Origin of the sequence: Vibrio sp. 10N.261.45.E2, from assembly GCF_002875705.1 — a bacterium.
Classification (GTDB): Bacteria; Pseudomonadota; Gammaproteobacteria; order Enterobacterales; family Vibrionaceae; genus Vibrio.
On record NZ_MCZZ01000152.1, the window covers coordinates 41,479 to 56,900 of the forward strand.

A 15,422-nucleotide genomic window follows, 5' to 3' on the forward strand; every position below is an offset into this window, starting at 1 on the left:
CATGACATTCTGCTATGTGTAATTTACCAATAGTTAACAAATTGGTGTGAATTACGCCGCATTTTTAAAATAGCACAAAAATTAAGCGTCTGTCGCTTGCTCAAGATCGTCCGCAATGAAGCCACCGGTTTGGTGATTCCAAAGCTGAGCATAGATACCATTTTGGTTAATCAGCTCTTGGTGTGTGCCTTCTTCTACGATATTACCTGCATCAAGCACAATCAGGCGATCCATCGCAGCAATGGTCGATAGGCGGTGTGCAATCGCGATAACCGTTTTACCTTCCATTAGCTCAATCAAACTCTCTTGAATAGCTGCTTCTACCTCTGAATCGAGTGCAGACGTTGCTTCATCGAGAACAAGTAGTGGCGCATTTTTCAAAAGAACACGTGAGATAGCGACACGTTGACGTTGCCCACCAGAAAGCTTAACGCCTCTTTCACCTACTTGAGCATCGTAACCAACGTTGCCAAACGGGTCGGTAAGCGTTTCGATAAACTCGTGCGCGTGTGCTTGTTTAGTTGCGGCATACACTTCTTCATCTGATGCGTCAGGACGACCGTAAAGAATGTTGTCTTTGATCGAACGGTGCAGCAGTGAAGTATCTTGGGTCACCATGCCGATGTTGCTGCGCAACGAGTCTTGGGTAACACTCGAAATTTCTTGGTCATCAATCAGGATGCGACCACTTTCTACATCGTGGAAACGCAGCAGTAAGTTAACTAATGTCGACTTACCTGCACCTGAACGGCCAACCAAACCTACTTTTTCACCCGGTTTGATGTTGAGGTTTAGGTTGTTAATTACCCCCTTATTTTCGCCGTAGTTGAAGCTCACGTTGTCGAAGTTGATACCGCCTTGTGGAACTTTCAGTGGTTCGGCATCTTTCTTATCTTCAATAGCGATAGGCTTAGACAGAGTTTTGATACCATCAATTACTGTTCCAAGATTTTCAAACAGACCGCCGATTTCCCACATGATCCATTTCGACATGCCGTTAATACGCAAAGCCAAGCTCACTGCAATCGCAATTGCACCCACGGTGATCGCGCTGTCTAGCCACAGGTAAATAGAGATCCCCGCAATACTGAATACCAACAGGTAGTTAGCGAACTCAACACAGATGTTGAAGCCAGTTACCAAGCGCATTTGACGATGTACAGTATCTAAGAAGCCTTCCATGCCTTCTTCGGCATATTCAGTTTCTCTTTTGCTGTGTGAGAACAGTTTTACGGTTGCGATGTTGGTGTAGCTATCAACAATACGCCCTGTCATCAATGAGCGAGCATCCGCCTGCTCTGACGACACGTCCTTGAGCTTCGGTACGTAGTACAGCTGAATACCGATGTAGACGAACAACCAAATCAACATAGGAGCCATTAAGCGCCAATCCGATTCTGCAAGCATGAATAGCATCGCCGTGAAGTAAACCGTTACGTAGACAAACACATCGACCATTTTGGTCACGGTCTCACGCACCGCGAGCGAGGTTTGCATTACTTTGGTGGCGACACGTCCGGCAAAGTCATCTTGATAGAACGACAAACTTTGCTTTAAAAGGTAGCGGTGCGCTAACCAACGAATCGACATTGGGTAGTTGCCCAGCAACGTTTGGTGAAGCAAGAGCGAGTAAACACTGATCAAGATTGGCATCACAACCAACAGCAAAACACCTAACCCCATTAGTGTCGATTGGTTGTCTGCTAAGAAAGTGTCTGGGTTGCTGGTTGATAGCCAGTCAACCAGTTGCCCCATGTAACCGAACAACGCGACTTCGATGATCGCGATGGTCATGCTCATCAATCCGAGCAAGATCAACGGTTTCTCGAAACCTCGAGTGTAATGGCGGCAGAATGCCAATATTCCAGTAGGAGGTTGTATCGGCTCTCCCTTTGGAAAGGCTTCAGTAAAGCCTTCAAATTTCTTGTACATAGATTTCCCTTTATAAACTAGCGCGTCTATAGCGGCTGCATCATTTGTGCAGCTTTGTTTTTATAGTCTTGATTTGAAAATTTATAGTCTGAGTTTGAAATTATATAAGTGCCCATAGGTTCTTATCTGTATTAAGTCATTCGATGGATTTTGTTCTAGCGTCTACTTCAAACGCATGGCCTTAATCACTTGGCTTTTACACGAAAACTTTGTTTCAGCGAACAGGAAAGGTCCAAAGAGTGTCTTTCATGACGTTTATTTTAGATTGAATCAGACAGGAAAAGTTAAGCTTATTTCAAACGTAATTGATTGTTATGCAACGGTGATAATCCTAACGCTAAATGGATTAAATTGTAATCAAAACTCGTAGTGAGTGAGTAAATGAAATCAGAATATTTATCCAAAGACTGAATAAGCGAATATGCAAACAGTTGGTTCTTTCTGATGTGCTGTTATCTTGCAGTAAAAATTACCGAATAAACTAAGTTTTGCAGTAATTGTTTGGGATAAATATTCAAATCATTATTCTTTTCAGTGAATCTTGTTGTAACAAGTTGTTTACAATTCTGAAGTAAATAAAAGATAGGGACGGTTGAGATGTTAAACCTACATAAGAAATCACTTCATATTACTAATGTTCAAAACGCCAATTGCGTTGTTATGGTGCCGCCAAAAGAATTTCGGTTTAACGAAGAAACTGCACGTGATAACGAATTTCAGCACAGAGTGAATCTGACCGAGGCTGAGGTGAAGTTAGAAACGATGGCCGAATTTAAGGCTATGGTCGCTTCGTTACGTAAAGAAGGTGTGCAAGTTGTAGAGTTTGATTACCCAGAGTTTGGCGTGGAAACGCCGGATGCAGTTTTCCCAAATAACTGGTTCAGTACGTGTAGTGATGGCAGCTTATTTACCTTCCCTATGGCGTGTGAAAACCGTCAAAATGAAGTGAAGCCAAATGCCCTTATTGAAGCACTTGAAGCGTCTGGTCGCATAGTTAACCATAGCGAGTCTCTAGAGTCTTATATTGCGCAAGGTTCTTATTTGGAGAGCACGGGCGTGATGGTTATCGACCATATCAACAAGACCATCTATGCTGCGCTTTCTCAGCGTTGTGACCGCGAAGTATTAGAGGATTACGCGAAACGTATTGGTTATTCGCGTGTGGTTTCGTTTCAAACGGCTTTACCGTCTGGTCAGCCTATTTACCATACCAATGTGATGATGGCGATTGGCGATAACTTCTGCGTGATCTGTGATGAAGTGATCCCAGAATTTGAACGCCGCTTTGTGGTCAAATCTCTTGCTAAAGACAAACAGGTTATCTCTATCTCAATTGATCAGATGAACCGTTTCTGTGGCAACATCCTTCAACTTGAAACCGTGAATGGCGATAAAGTGATTGCGATGTCTCAATCGGCTTACGATGCGTTTTCTCCTGCTCAGTTAGCTCAGCTTTCGACCCATGGAAAACTGCTGCCATTCAATGTAAAAACGATTGAAGATATTGGCGGTGGTTCGGTGCGATGCATGTTGGGTGAGGTGTTCTTACCAACGCGAGTTAATCGTCTGTAACAAGCACCATTTCCAGCAATCAATCTTTGAATACCACTCTTATCACAGAGTGGTATTTTGTTTTTATCTATCACGAAGAAGAGAACAAGGGCTCGATACGGGAGTAAACGCGCAAAAGCTAACAGAAATAAGCTATGAAGCGCTCTTGAAAGCTCTGTGTTCAATGAACTGCGCCGACAGTGCCACGACTTCCTTGGAGTAGACAAGTGCGGTGTGGTTGAGTTTAAGGGCGTAAGTATCCGTTGCTCCTCTCAGGTTTGCATCTTCGAGTGTGACTGTGCCATCGCCCGGGTTTCTTCCCAGCACAATACGTCCGACTCCGGCGTCGTAGGTGCCCGTAATCACGCCAATCGGCACATCAATGTCGTAGTCACCCAAGCCATCGCTTAAGATCATTTTGCTCGAACCAAAGATAAATCCAAGCCCATGATTCGACAGTGTTTTGGCGATGGTTGCCCCATTGTGTGGAGTACCTGCTGTAATAATACAGGTGTCTGCAAAATCGGGCTGGTAAAACTTAAAGTAGTGGCGAATGAGCAAGCCACCGAGTGAGTGACCGAAGAAGTAGACCTCATCGTGTTCATCAAAGCGTGCATTGACGAAACGATTGAGACGTTTGGCGGCAGAAGGGAAACGTAGCGAGTTGTAAGCAAACTTGTGCGTTGTAAAGCCGCGTTTTGTGAAGTTTCTATCCAGATATTGCATGATCAACGCAGGCATATACAGACCATGAATTAAAACTATATGTTTGTTTTTATTATTCATTTATGTCCTCCGTATGATGATGTCTCCAGTATATTTAGTCGCAAATTTAAACTCAATAAAACTTGCTACGAATGGGATGCAACAGACAAGGTGGACAACAAAAACGATACTTTCGGTTGGTAAAAAGGGACTCAAAAATGAGTCCCTTTGGTTGGAAACTATGAGTCACACTTTGAAGCTAGCGACACGGAGCGAAGATATCTTGGTTCTCTCGATAATCTTTGGTTTGTACATCCATTAGACCGAGTAAAGAGTCGAACAGGTTGTCTTGGGAGAAACTTTGTTCTTTGCCTGCCTTTCTCAAGCAGGTTTGGTTTATCCCTTTTTGCTCGGCGAAACCATTAGACATCCACACGATCATAGGCACATGAGTTTGTTCTTTCGGTGCCAATGAATAAGGCATGCCGTGTAAGTAGACGCCGTTCTCCCCTAGAGACTCACCGTGATCTGAGATGTACATTAACGCGACATTGTACTTATCAGTGAGTTTCTCCAGTTTCTGCATCGCCTGTGATAGAAAGAAATCGGTGTACAGGATGGTATTGTCGTAGGTGTTGACCACTTCCTCGTTGGTGCAATTTTCAATATCTGCACGAGCGCAGTCAGGCGTAAATTTCTTATGCTCTTCTGGGTAACGCTCAAAGTATGTTGGGCCGTGAGACCCAGCAATGTGATAGAAAATGATGCTATCTTGCTTTAGATCTTGAGTATCTTGCTCGAAGTTCTCGAGCATGGCTGTGTCGTAGCACACATCGTTATTACACAATGGATCGCTGTCTTTGGCGACCAACGTCATCTCTTTGATTCGGTGTGCGACTGCCTTGTCCCCGCCATCATGTTCTCTCCAAATAGAGTGAATGCCCGCGCGGTTCATGATGTCGACCACGTTATCTTGGTTGTAGGCTTTATCGCGATCATAGTTGCTGCGATTCATATTCGAGAACATACAGGGTACAGAAACCGCAGTGGCTGTTCCGCACGACTGAACATCAGAGAAAAATATCGGATTGTAAGGCTTGGTGTGAGCGTTGGTTTCTCTCCCATAGCCATGATATTGGTAGTTATACACGCGGGCTGTTTCGCCAAGCACAAACACCAACAAGGTCGGTTTGGTTGCCGCTTTTGCTTGTGCTGTTTGCTTCGCATCTAACCCTAATTCCTGATAGGGGATGGGTTGTTTGATGTAGGTGTTGTTGATGTATTTGACCGTTGATGCCACATACTCGGTCGGAATGATCATCTTTTTGATGTGTGAGTTATTCCGACCAATCGATACGTAATCTTTGTAGAAAAGCCCGGCAATAATGGCAATGACGATCAAGGAAGAGAGTAGTCCAATCGATTTCCAGACAAAGAAATCTTTCCAGGACTCTTTTTTGAGTTTGGTAAACAGTAGGATCAGTGACGGGACAATACCCATCGCGAATAACCATAAGATGGAGTGGGTACTTACATAACTTGCTGCTTCGCCACTATTGGTTTCGAAGACGTTCTCTATCATTCCATAGTCGACATAGATGCCGTAATTGAACATGCTGTAGCTGACTAAGGTAGAGGTGATCAGCAATAAGATGAAAAACGGCTTAGAGAAGATAGGCCAGTTGAAGACTTGGAAGATGAAGTTAAAGGCAGCAAGGAAGAAGATAGGGATGGATATAAGAAACGCAGCGCTTTCAGATTTTGATGCCTGAACAATACTAAACAGTTCTTGGGAGAGAGGTAGGTTGACAACAAGCAGGTAATACACAGCCAACACAAAAGGAAGCTTGTTTATCGACATGTTTAAGCTTGGTAGATTCATAGGTCTTATTTTCCTGCGTCTCTTATCCCTTTATTTTAGTCTCGCTACCAAGAAAGCTCTAATATCAACGCACAAAGCTCAATAAGTAATGGTGAGCGAAAAACTGGTTAAAGTGGATTGACGCGATAGGGCATGTAGAAACAAAAAATTCACTTTACTGAGTGACCTTCATGACAAGGTGGAACAGCAAAGTGAATTAGTATGTTTAGCTTGTTCTATGTGGTTCAATCACATTAGAAGTTGTATGAACCACCGAAGCTAATGCTATTGAAAGCAAGCGTGTCGCTACTGTATGTCTTGCCACCAATCGTATTATCTACACTTACTGCATCTGCTTGAGAAATAGCTCGAAGTGTTAAGTGTTCGATAGGTGAGTACTCAACGCCGACGCCAAAGTGGAAACCCGTGCCGCTGTCATCATCAAACCCTGAACTGCTGCTTGCATTTAGGTCTACGGAACTCAAACCTGCCAATACGAATGGGCGGATGGTGTTGTCGAATGTGTAACCAAGATTTGCTGATACAGAAATAGAGGTTGGTGACAGCTTTTCAAAGCTATTTTTGTAGTTTGCATAGTCGTTGTAGCCAAGTTCAACACCTACGATACGGTTAAATTGGTAACCGCCATATAGGTTGTAGCCCATGCCGCTAGAATCTAAGCTTGGAGCGTTATCAGTATCTGAGCCTTGGTATACGCTAAGACCACCACCAATGTAAGCACCGCCGTCAGTGCCTGCAGCTAGAGCTGGAAGAGAAACTGCGCTGATTAAACCCAGTGCTAATGCTGATTTTGTTATCTTGTTCATCTTTCTTACTCACTCTTAAATGTCATGTCAGTATCAATAATTTTTGTTTTGCGACCTTTCGACCGTTGGTGAGTATTATTCCGTAGTCTTATACCTATTACTGTATGGCTTTGTAAGCTAAATCGTTACATATTAGAAGTTGTACTCATCAGATTGCGTAGTGAGTTAGGCTGTCAAAAACAAGGAGTAGACATGCTAATGAGACAAAAGACAGGGTTGGTAGTTGTGGACGTGCAAGGCAAGCTCGCACGCCTTGTTGATGACAGTGATACGCTGATTGCTAATTGTGGGAAGTTAATTCAAGGAGCGAAGGTTTTGGGTCTGCCAATTATTCGTTTGGAGCAGAACCCAGAGAAGCTAGGTGCTACAGTCGACGAACTTAATGACCTGTTGAGTGGTGCTAAACCGATACCTAAATTCACTTTCAACGCGTGTGATGAGCCCAAGTTTGTTGAGGTGGTGCGAGCCAAGGATGTAGAGACTTGGTTAGTGTGTGGTATTGAGGCTCATATTTGCGTGTATCAAACCGCAATGGGGCTGTTAGGTCTTGGATACAAGGTTCAGATTGTTAGCGACTGTATTAGCTCTCGAACGGCGCTTAATAAGGAGCTGACGATTAGCCGAATGCGGGAAGCGGGTATCCAAATCACCGGGGTAGAAATGAGCTTATACGAGCTGGTAAAGGATTGTCGCGCGCCTGAATTTAAGTCTATTTTGTCCTTGATTCGTTAAGGTCTGATTCGTTATTTTCCCGCTTTGAAGAGGTTCATTTGAATAATCTAATCGTATTCACAGGTGGCCCGGGGTCGGGCAAAACTTCGGTCATCGACGCTTTGAAAAGCAAGGGCTATCGCTGCGCACCAGAGGTTGGGCGTAAAGTCATTCAACACCAAGTCGAGCAACAAGGGAGTGCTCTACCGTGGTTAAACAAAGTGGCTTTTCGTGATGAAATGGTGCGAGAAGAATTAGCCAACTATCAAGCGTTTGAATCGAGTGAACAGCCCGTTTTCTTTGATAGAAGCATCGTCGATTCATACGGTTACAGCTTGTTAGAAACGCTGCCTATTCCTCAATCTTTGCTGAATAGCTGTAATGAACTCGAATACAACAGCAAGGTGTTTATCTTCCCGCCATGGGACTCGATTTTCATCAATGACGAAGAACGTAAGCAAGATTTCGAGGAAGCGATCGCCACCTACGAAAAAATGGTGTCAGCCTATAAGAAGTTTGGCTATCTGCTGGTGGAAGTACCCAAGTTATCTGTTGAGGAAAGAGTCGAGTTTATCTTAACTTCAATTAACTCAGGTGAGTGATTTCCAGAAAGACCACAACTAAAAAAGCCCCGCAGTATTCACTCAATCAAGTCGATACTGCGGGGTTTTTATTGAAATCGACTAGTTGATGACTTAGTCGTCTGAAACACTAATCACCGAGAGGCTGTCTGTCGCCACCGCCTCGGTAGGAATCTAGCGCAACCTTCAAGCGGCGCAGTTTATCGCGCGAGCGGTTCTTGTGATTGACAGCGATACCCATCGAAAGCACATCTACCAACGCCAACATTGCGTAGCGAGAGGCCGATGGCTTGTAAATGAAGTCAGTTTCCATGTGTTTAATCGGTAACAAGATATCGGCAATCTTCGCTAGCGGAGTATCTTGCGGAGTAATCGCGATGATCTTAAGCCCATACTGTTTGGCTAGCTCGGCCGTTTCAGTGATCACTGGCGTAAAACCAGTCGCTGATATCATCACCATCACATCATTGGCATCTGCCGTAGCAGCAACCATGCGTGACATCAAACCATCGTTGTACGACACCACTGGGTAGCCCAATCGGAACAGTCGGTGTTGCAGTTCTTGAGAGGCGATAGTTGAACCTCCACCCATACCGATAGCAATGATCTGTCTGGCGTTATGTAGCCAACTCACTGCGGTTTCAACGTCTTGTTCTTTGAACAAAGTGCGGTTGATGTCTAGGCTCTGCTTGATCGATTCGTAGATACCTTGATAACCCGTTTGGTCAACAGGTTCGAGAATAAAACGCTGGCCGACAGTCAGTGTCTGAGCAAGCTTGATCTTCATATCACGTACGTTGCTGCAGCCGATAGCCTTGGCAAAACGCGTAATGGTGGCTTCACTCACTTGAGCGCTTTCAGCAAGTTCTGTGATGCTGGCATTGGCAGCAAAATCAATGTCGTCCATGATTAGCTTAGCGACTTTCTTTTCTGCATCACGAAGAGCGGGAAAACGCTCTGTTATCTGTGAAATGATATCTACTTCTAAACTCAAGAATCCTGATCCTTTGTTGATGGGGCTAAGCCTTAGCCCCGTTAGTATATCTGAATGCTTCGCTGATTCTAGCTTATTGAAAAATCGAGCTAGAAGCAGGTCTCTACCCAGTTTGTTACCTGATACTCGTCATCGCTGATAGCAATGTAACGCCATTTATCGAAGGTTAAACATGGGTGTGAGGTTGAGAACGCAATCATGTCACCCACTTCAATCTCAGAAGAACCGTCTGTTTCAACAAAGGTGTGCTGATCCATCACCGCTGTCGCCGTCAGACCTTGTACTGAGATAGCTTCGCCATTGCGATAGCCGCGTTCTGCAATAGGTAAACCGGCATCGAAGGCCACATCACGCTTACCTAGCCCGATCACCAGTTTAGTTGGCTCTGGGCGAGATATTACATATGCCCACACCTCAAGTGCCGATTCTAAATCACCACCCAATTCACACGCGTAACCTTGGTTTGCTTGGGCGCGTTGTAGCACCTTGCTTTGTGCATCTAGATAAATACCTGTGTCGTGAATCGCGTAGCAGCCAGGACGGATGATCGCCAAGTAATCGGTTAGGTTCGCTAAACATTCGGCTACCACGTCATACCAAGCTGAACCTGCTCCTGTGATGATAGGTTGACCTGCAATTAAGCCATCTGATGTGAGGCTTTCGACCGAGTTCAGTGCTTGCTTTAAGAAGGTGCGAATATCTTGTTCTGCATTGTCGCCATGAATCACACCTTCGTAAACTTCAATACCTGCCAGTGAGAGTGCAGGAGTGTCTTGGATGATTTGAGCCAGCTCTAAAACTTCTTGTGGTGAACGACAACCGCAGCGGCCGCCGGGTACACCAAACTCGATCAGGACTTTTAGCGTCTGATTGGTGTTGGCGAAGTGTTGACTTAATTGCTGTACGTTGACCGATGAATCAACACAACAGTAAAAATCGACATCGAATTCACTGATCAGTTGTTCAACGATCGCCATGTTGGTTTTACCCACCAATTGGTTAGCCATGATGATTTTCTTCGCGCCAGCCATAGCGGCAACTTCTGCCTGTGCAGGCGTCGCTACGGTAATACCCCAAGCGCCATTCTCTAGCTGTTGACGGAAGAAATCAGGCGTCATCGATGTTTTGCCATGTGGCGACAATTTAACCTGATGATGATCAGCAAATGATTGCATCCAATTCAGGTTATTGGTTAAGGCTGATTGTTTGATAATTGCTACCGGAAGCGAAATATCTTCATCAACCAATCGATAAAGACCGTTCTCAGATCGTGATATTGCTCTCCCTTTTTGGCCTTTTTCAGTCAAGACGAAACTATCTTTTTGATACTTTATAACATCTTTTTGTGCAGGGTTATGTTTCATTGCTGATTCCTAACATGATTTAAGTGTTTGTTATTTAATGTTTAAATCTATCTTGGGTTTGCTTTGTGATAGAAACTATCACACAAATTAAAATATTATGTGTGTTTTGTCACTGAAAATAATCGGCTGGATTCTTAATATAGCTCCATCAACACAGTGGATTGAGAGAGTGAAAAATGTTGTTCGATACGATAATCAAAAATGTAGAGGTGTTTGACGGCACCGGCGAACAATCGTTTTGTGCCGATGTAGCAATCCGTGATGGAAAAATCGCCGAAATTGGTCAAATCGATCACGAAGATTGTGGTCAGTTGATTGAAGGAGCAGGCTTAGCATTGGCTCCTGGATTTATCGATGTACACACACATGACGATACCAACGTAATTCGTTACCCAGACTGCCTGCCTAAGATCAGCCAAGGTGTCACAACCGTGATTGTTGGCAACTGTGGCATCAGCGCATCTCCGACCGTTTTGGCTGGAGATCCACCAGACCCAATGAATCTTTTAGGTGCGCAGGCTGATTTCAAATACCCAACCTTTGAGGCGTATGCACAAGCGGTAGAGCGGGCTCAACCTGCAGTAAACGTAGCAGCGTTAGTTGGCCACACTACACTGCGCAATCAAGTGATGGATGATCTACAACGCACCGCAAGCGAAGATGAGATTGCAGCGATGCAAAACAACCTTGATTTAGCGATGGCGCAAGGTGCATTAGGTTTGAGCTCAGGTTTGGCTTATGCAAGCGCGAAACAAGCAAATGCCAACGAAGTGATGCAGTTAGCAAAAGTGCTGTCTAGCCACGGCGGCATCTATACCACGCATATGCGTACCGAATTTGAAGAGATCTTAAGCGCGATGGAAGAGGCGTTTGAGACAGGACAATACGCAAAAGTGCCGGTTGTTATCTCTCACCTTAAATGTGCAGGTGCGGGCAATTGGGGCAGAACCGTTGAAGTGCTTGATTTGATGGACAAGGTCTCTGAGCACCAAGATGTGTCTTGCGACTGTTATCCATACTCAGCGAGCTCTTCAACATTAGATCTGAAACAGGTGACGGACGATTTCGATATCTTCATCACTTGGTCTGAAGCAAAGCCAGAACATGCAGGCAAAACGCTTAAGCAGATTGCTGATGAAATGAACCTTCCCCTGATGGAAGCAGCAAAAGCGCTTCAACCAGCGGGCGCGGTTTATCACTGCATGGACGAGAACGACGTAAAGCGCGTATTGAAATATAAGCTGACCATGGTCGGTTCCGATGGTTTACCTAATGACCCGCATCCACACCCAAGACTGTGGGGCACCTTTCCGAAAGTGTTAGGGCATTACTGTCGAGATGAAAAACTGTTTTCACTGGCGGAAGCGATTCACAAGATGACCGGAATGTCGGCAGAGCGTTACAACTTATCTGGCCGAGGGGAAGTTCGCTGTGGTGCTTTTGCTGATTTAGTTTTATTTGATCCAAAAAATATTAAAGACACAGCAACATTTGAAAATCCTATTTCAGTTGCTGAGGGAATAGAAAGCGTATTTGTAAATGGTGAGTTAACTTACCAGCAAGGAAAAGTAAAAAATAATCGTTCAGGCGTTTTTATTTACCGAAACTAGATTTTAATTATCAAATTAAATTTACGGTAAATATAAAACGGTGAATTAATTTAAATATATTGGAAAAGAACCAATATTATCTATAAAGAAGTGGAGTTAAAAAATGACTATTAAACGTTACGGTGTTGAAGGCGGTACTGGTACAGGCGGACAACATTTACCATTTGCACGCGCAACTGAAGCGGGTGGTTTCCTGTACGTTTCTGGCCAGACACCGATGACAGATGGTGAAGTGGTTGAGGGTGGCATTGTTGACCAGTCTCGCCTAGCGATCCAAAACTGTGTCGATATCATGACTGAAGCGGGTTACGGCCTAGAAGACGTAATGCACGTAAAGGTTGTGCTAACGGATTCTCGTTACTTCCAATCTTTTAATAAGGTATTCAAAGAGTTCTTCGGTGCCAACCCACCGGCGCGTATCTGCATGGTCTGTGACCTAGTCGTAGACGTGAAAGTTGAAGTAGATGTGACTTGCTACCGCGCTGATCGCGTTTAGTTATAACCCAATCACAATAACCTACTTAGAGAGTATTAGGGCGTAGTTATCCCTGTTATTATTCCTTAATACTCTCACCCTACATTTATAAAAATTACTTTAATTAAAAAAATCAAATAAATGAAGTAATTATATGAAATATAAAATGAATGAATCATAAATAAAAGTTCAGGAATGAGCTTAATATTTCACTGAGAGGTGTCAAATGAACAGCACACTTTTTCTTACAGGCTTCGGCGTGTACGTATTATTTTTAATTTGGTTAGGCTGGTTTGTCTCGCGTAATCAAAAATCTGGCGAAGATTTCTTATTAGGTGGCCGTGGCCTACCGTTATTCTTAGTTCTGGGTACAACCGTTGCGACTATGGTCGGCACGGGTTCTAGTATGGGTGCGGTTGGCTTCGGCTACGCGAATGGCTGGGCTGGTGCTCTTTACGGAATTGGCGGTGCTATCGGCATCCTATTGCTGGCACTATGGTTCGCTCCAGTTCATAAGCTGAACTTCATGACGATGAGTGAAGAGTTGGCGTACTACGTAGGCGCTAACCGAATCGTAAAAAACGTGGTTGGTCTGCTTATCTTTATCGCTTCAATCGGTTGGTTGGGTGCGCATATTCTAGGTGGCGGTATGTACCTAGCTTGGATTGCTGACATCGACCTTAACCTTGCGAAAATCATTATTGCTGCAGCATTCACTATTTACGTGGTGATCGGTGGTTACACAGCGGTTGTATGGACCGATACTATCCAAGCTATCATCCTTTTTGCTGGCTTTATCTTGATGGCAGTTATGTCTGTTGATCACATTGGTGGCATGGATAACCTTTACGCTGCGATGGACCCTGCTGCTACAAGCTTTTTAGCAATCGATAAACTGGGCATTCTGCCTGCTGTGTCTCTGGCTGTGGTTATCGGTGTGGGTGTACTAGCGACGCCTTCATTCCGTCAACGTATCTACTCAGGTAAAGACGTTAAAACCATTCGTCGCTCATTTGTGGCATCGGGTGTGTTGTACCTTTTCTTCTCAATTATCCCAGCAATCATCGGTATGGCTGCACATGCAATCGACCCAACGCTGGATAACCCGAACTTCTCGTTCCCTTACATCGCAGCAACGGTTCTTCCGGTTGGCGTTGGCATGATTGTTCTTATCGCAGGTCTTTCTGCAACCATGTCGAGCGCAAGCTCAGATGCAATTGCGGGTGTGTCTATCCTACTGCGTGATGTTTACGTGATGTTCACAGGCCGCGTACCAAATAAAGAATCAATGTTGAACTACTCTCGCTTGGCTCTGATTGTGGTGATTGGTTTCGCACTGTTGTTCGCACTGACGTCAAACGACATTATTGGCTACATCACTAAGATGATTTCAACGGTTATGTCGGGCATGTTCGTGTGCGGTATGTTGGGTAAATTCTGGAAACGCTACAACTGGCAAGGTGCGCTTGCAACACTAGCGGGTGCTTCTGTGGCTTCATTTGTAGTGATGCTAAACGCTGATTACACGGCATTCTGGGGTAACCCTGTAATTCCTTCATGTCTGTTTGCTCTGGTAGCAGGTGTGGCAGTGAGTCTATGTACTCCGGCTAACCAAGTCACACCAGAAATGGCACAAGCGATTCTTGATGATGAGCGTGCTCTGATGGAGATGGAAATGTCTGAATCAGGTGTACTTGAAGAAGCAACATCTCAACGCCCTGCAAATCAAACAAGCTAAATTCAGCCTCCACAATCGGTTTGCTTAATTCAGGTCCTACTTAGCGGTAGGACCTTCTTCCACAGTAATTTATCTCTCTATTTTAGGATCTGCTATGCCTGCATCTTCTAATTTCAATATTGTTTTCTTTGGCGAGTGTATGGTCGAAATCAGCGGCTCTCCATTAACCAAAAAGTTTGGTGGTGACACGCTCAACACCGCGCTTTACCTTTCTCGCTTAACCCAACATCAAAATCTCTCTGTGCATTACGCGACAGGACTCGGTAGCGATGAACTGTCTCAAAATATGATTGATGGTTGGCAGCTAGAAGGTATTCAAACCCATTTCGTTGAGCGTATTCCAAACAAGTTGCCCGGTTTATACATGGTAGAAACCGATGAAACGGGTGAGCGACACTTTCATTACTGGCGTAGCGACGCAGCAGTAAAATTCTACTTTCAAATCGATAACTTAAACAAGCAAGCCGATGACCTGAATAAGCTCGAAATCGCTCTGATAGAGAAACAAGTCGACGCGGTTTATATCAGCGGTATCAGTATCGCGATTTTAGATGACGCCTCACGTGAGCGCTTATTCAAAGCCATTAGCGTGTTCTCAAATCAAGGCGGCAAGGTGATTTTTGACAATAACTATCGCCCGCAGCTTTGGAGCACCGAGCAAGCTCAGCACTGGTACGCCAAGTTACTCCCATTGGTAGACATCGCGCTGATTACTGAAGACGACGATCTGCTAGTTTGGGGTAATTCGGAGAGTGTCCAACAACGCTGCCTTCGCTTAGGCTGCCAAGAGATCGTCATCAAACGTGGCTGTGAGCCATGCAAGATTGTTCAAGTTGAACAGGACGATGTTGTTGAGAGTTATGTCTCAGCGACTCGTGTTTCTAACGTGGTCGACACCTGCGCTGCGGGTGACTCTTTTGCCGCGGGTTATCTGGCGGCGCGTCTTACAGGTGAGAGCGCCATCGAGGCTGCTAAACTCGGCCACCAACTGGCTTCTACCGTTATTCAATATTCAGGCGCCATTATCCCGGTAAGCGCTATGAACCACTTAATCAAAAAATAGAAAGATAAAG

Annotated in this window: 13 protein-coding genes; 7 read left to right on the top strand and 6 right to left on the bottom strand. The window is 44.7% G+C overall.

Annotation, left to right across the window (positions count from 1 at the left end):
- Positions 1-81: 81 nt before the first annotated feature.
- Positions 82-1,932, bottom strand: a complete 1,851-nt coding sequence (locus tag BCT34_RS20940) for an ABC transporter ATP-binding protein (RefSeq protein WP_076650549.1) — start codon at positions 1,930-1,932, stop codon at positions 82-84.
- 597 nt (positions 1,933-2,529) lie between these two features.
- Between BCT34_RS20940 and BCT34_RS20945 the strand changes: the two genes are divergently transcribed.
- Positions 2,530-3,504: an arginine deiminase-related protein gene (locus tag BCT34_RS20945; protein ID WP_076650551.1), complete on the top strand. Its 975-nt coding sequence runs from the start codon at positions 2,530-2,532 to the stop codon at positions 3,502-3,504.
- Positions 3,505-3,636: 132 nt separating this feature from the next.
- On the opposite strand, the gene BCT34_RS20950 is transcribed toward BCT34_RS20945, so the two are convergent.
- The 3 genes from BCT34_RS20950 to BCT34_RS20960 all read right to left on the bottom strand — a co-directional run bounded on the left by BCT34_RS20950 (position 3,637) and on the right by BCT34_RS20960 (position 6,876).
- A complete protein-coding gene (locus tag BCT34_RS20950; protein ID WP_076650552.1) occupies positions 3,637-4,269 on the bottom strand; it encodes an acetyltransferase in 633 nt (210 codons plus the stop codon).
- A 178-nt stretch (positions 4,270-4,447) separates the two neighbouring features.
- Positions 4,448-6,070 (bottom strand): phosphoethanolamine--lipid A transferase, encoded by a 1,623-nt coding sequence (locus BCT34_RS20955; protein ID WP_076650554.1) that lies wholly within the window; start codon positions 6,068-6,070, stop codon positions 4,448-4,450.
- A gap of 233 nt (positions 6,071-6,303) precedes the next feature.
- Complete coding sequence (locus tag BCT34_RS20960) at positions 6,304-6,876, bottom strand: porin family protein (protein WP_076650555.1); 573 nt, start codon at positions 6,874-6,876, stop codon at positions 6,304-6,306.
- A 192-nt stretch (positions 6,877-7,068) separates the two neighbouring features.
- On the opposite strand from BCT34_RS20960, the gene BCT34_RS20965 reads away from it, so the two are divergent.
- Together BCT34_RS20965 and BCT34_RS20970 are read left to right on the top strand one after the other, a co-directional pair.
- On the top strand, positions 7,069-7,608 hold the full coding sequence (locus BCT34_RS20965) for a hydrolase (RefSeq protein WP_076650557.1): 540 nt from the start codon (positions 7,069-7,071) through the stop codon (positions 7,606-7,608).
- Between the two features lie 38 nt (positions 7,609-7,646).
- On the top strand, positions 7,647-8,189 hold the full coding sequence (locus BCT34_RS20970; RefSeq protein ID WP_076650559.1) for an AAA family ATPase: 543 nt from the start codon (positions 7,647-7,649) through the stop codon (positions 8,187-8,189).
- A 109-nt stretch (positions 8,190-8,298) separates the two neighbouring features.
- On the opposite strand, the gene BCT34_RS20975 is transcribed toward BCT34_RS20970, so the two are convergent.
- Positions 8,299-9,162, bottom strand: a complete 864-nt coding sequence (locus BCT34_RS20975) for a MurR/RpiR family transcriptional regulator (RefSeq protein WP_017062019.1) — start codon at positions 9,160-9,162, stop codon at positions 8,299-8,301.
- A gap of 89 nt (positions 9,163-9,251) precedes the next feature.
- Positions 9,252-10,526: an amino acid deaminase gene (locus tag BCT34_RS20980; RefSeq protein ID WP_076650561.1), complete on the bottom strand. Its 1,275-nt coding sequence runs from the start codon at positions 10,524-10,526 to the stop codon at positions 9,252-9,254.
- Between the two features lie 176 nt (positions 10,527-10,702).
- Here BCT34_RS20980 and BCT34_RS20985 point away from each other — a divergent pair, with 176 nt between their 5' ends.
- From BCT34_RS20985 to BCT34_RS21000, 4 genes are all read left to right on the top strand, one after another.
- Entirely contained in the window at positions 10,703-12,136 is a 1,434-nt protein-coding gene (locus BCT34_RS20985; RefSeq protein WP_076650563.1) for a D-aminoacylase, read from the top strand.
- 103 nt (positions 12,137-12,239) lie between these two features.
- Entirely contained in the window at positions 12,240-12,632 is a 393-nt protein-coding gene (locus tag BCT34_RS20990; protein WP_017065166.1) for a RidA family protein, read from the top strand.
- A gap of 205 nt (positions 12,633-12,837) precedes the next feature.
- Complete coding sequence (locus tag BCT34_RS20995) at positions 12,838-14,349, top strand: sodium:solute symporter family protein (protein WP_076650565.1); 1,512 nt, start codon at positions 12,838-12,840, stop codon at positions 14,347-14,349.
- Positions 14,350-14,443: 94 nt separating this feature from the next.
- Positions 14,444-15,412 carry a sugar kinase gene (locus BCT34_RS21000; RefSeq protein ID WP_076650567.1) on the top strand — a complete coding sequence of 323 codons (969 nt, stop codon included), beginning with the start codon at positions 14,444-14,446 and terminating at the stop codon, positions 15,410-15,412.
- Positions 15,413-15,422: the final 10 nt, after the last annotated feature.

What these genes read in the sequence shown, in the direction of transcription:
- BCT34_RS20940 (WP_076650549.1), bottom strand. Translation starts at nt 1,932, where the DNA reads ATGTACAAGAAATTTGAAGGCTTTACTGAAGCCTTTCCAAAGGGAGAG.
- BCT34_RS20945 (WP_076650551.1), top strand. Translation starts at nt 2,530, where the DNA reads ATGTTAAACCTACATAAGAAATCACTTCATATTACTAATGTTCAAAAC.
- BCT34_RS20950 (WP_076650552.1), bottom strand. Translation starts at nt 4,269, where the DNA reads ATGAATAATAAAAACAAACATATAGTTTTAATTCATGGTCTGTATATG.
- BCT34_RS20955 (WP_076650554.1), bottom strand. Translation starts at nt 6,070, where the DNA reads ATGAATCTACCAAGCTTAAACATGTCGATAAACAAGCTTCCTTTTGTG.
- BCT34_RS20960 (WP_076650555.1), bottom strand. Translation starts at nt 6,876, where the DNA reads ATGAACAAGATAACAAAATCAGCATTAGCACTGGGTTTAATCAGCGCA.
- BCT34_RS20965 (WP_076650557.1), top strand. Translation starts at nt 7,069, where the DNA reads ATGCTAATGAGACAAAAGACAGGGTTGGTAGTTGTGGACGTGCAAGGC.
- BCT34_RS20980 (WP_076650561.1), bottom strand. Translation starts at nt 10,526, where the DNA reads ATGAAACATAACCCTGCACAAAAAGATGTTATAAAGTATCAAAAAGAT.
- BCT34_RS20985 (WP_076650563.1), top strand. Translation starts at nt 10,703, where the DNA reads ATGTTGTTCGATACGATAATCAAAAATGTAGAGGTGTTTGACGGCACC.
- BCT34_RS20990 (WP_017065166.1), top strand. Translation starts at nt 12,240, where the DNA reads ATGACTATTAAACGTTACGGTGTTGAAGGCGGTACTGGTACAGGCGGA.
- BCT34_RS20995 (WP_076650565.1), top strand. Translation starts at nt 12,838, where the DNA reads ATGAACAGCACACTTTTTCTTACAGGCTTCGGCGTGTACGTATTATTT.
- BCT34_RS21000 (WP_076650567.1), top strand. Translation starts at nt 14,444, where the DNA reads ATGCCTGCATCTTCTAATTTCAATATTGTTTTCTTTGGCGAGTGTATG.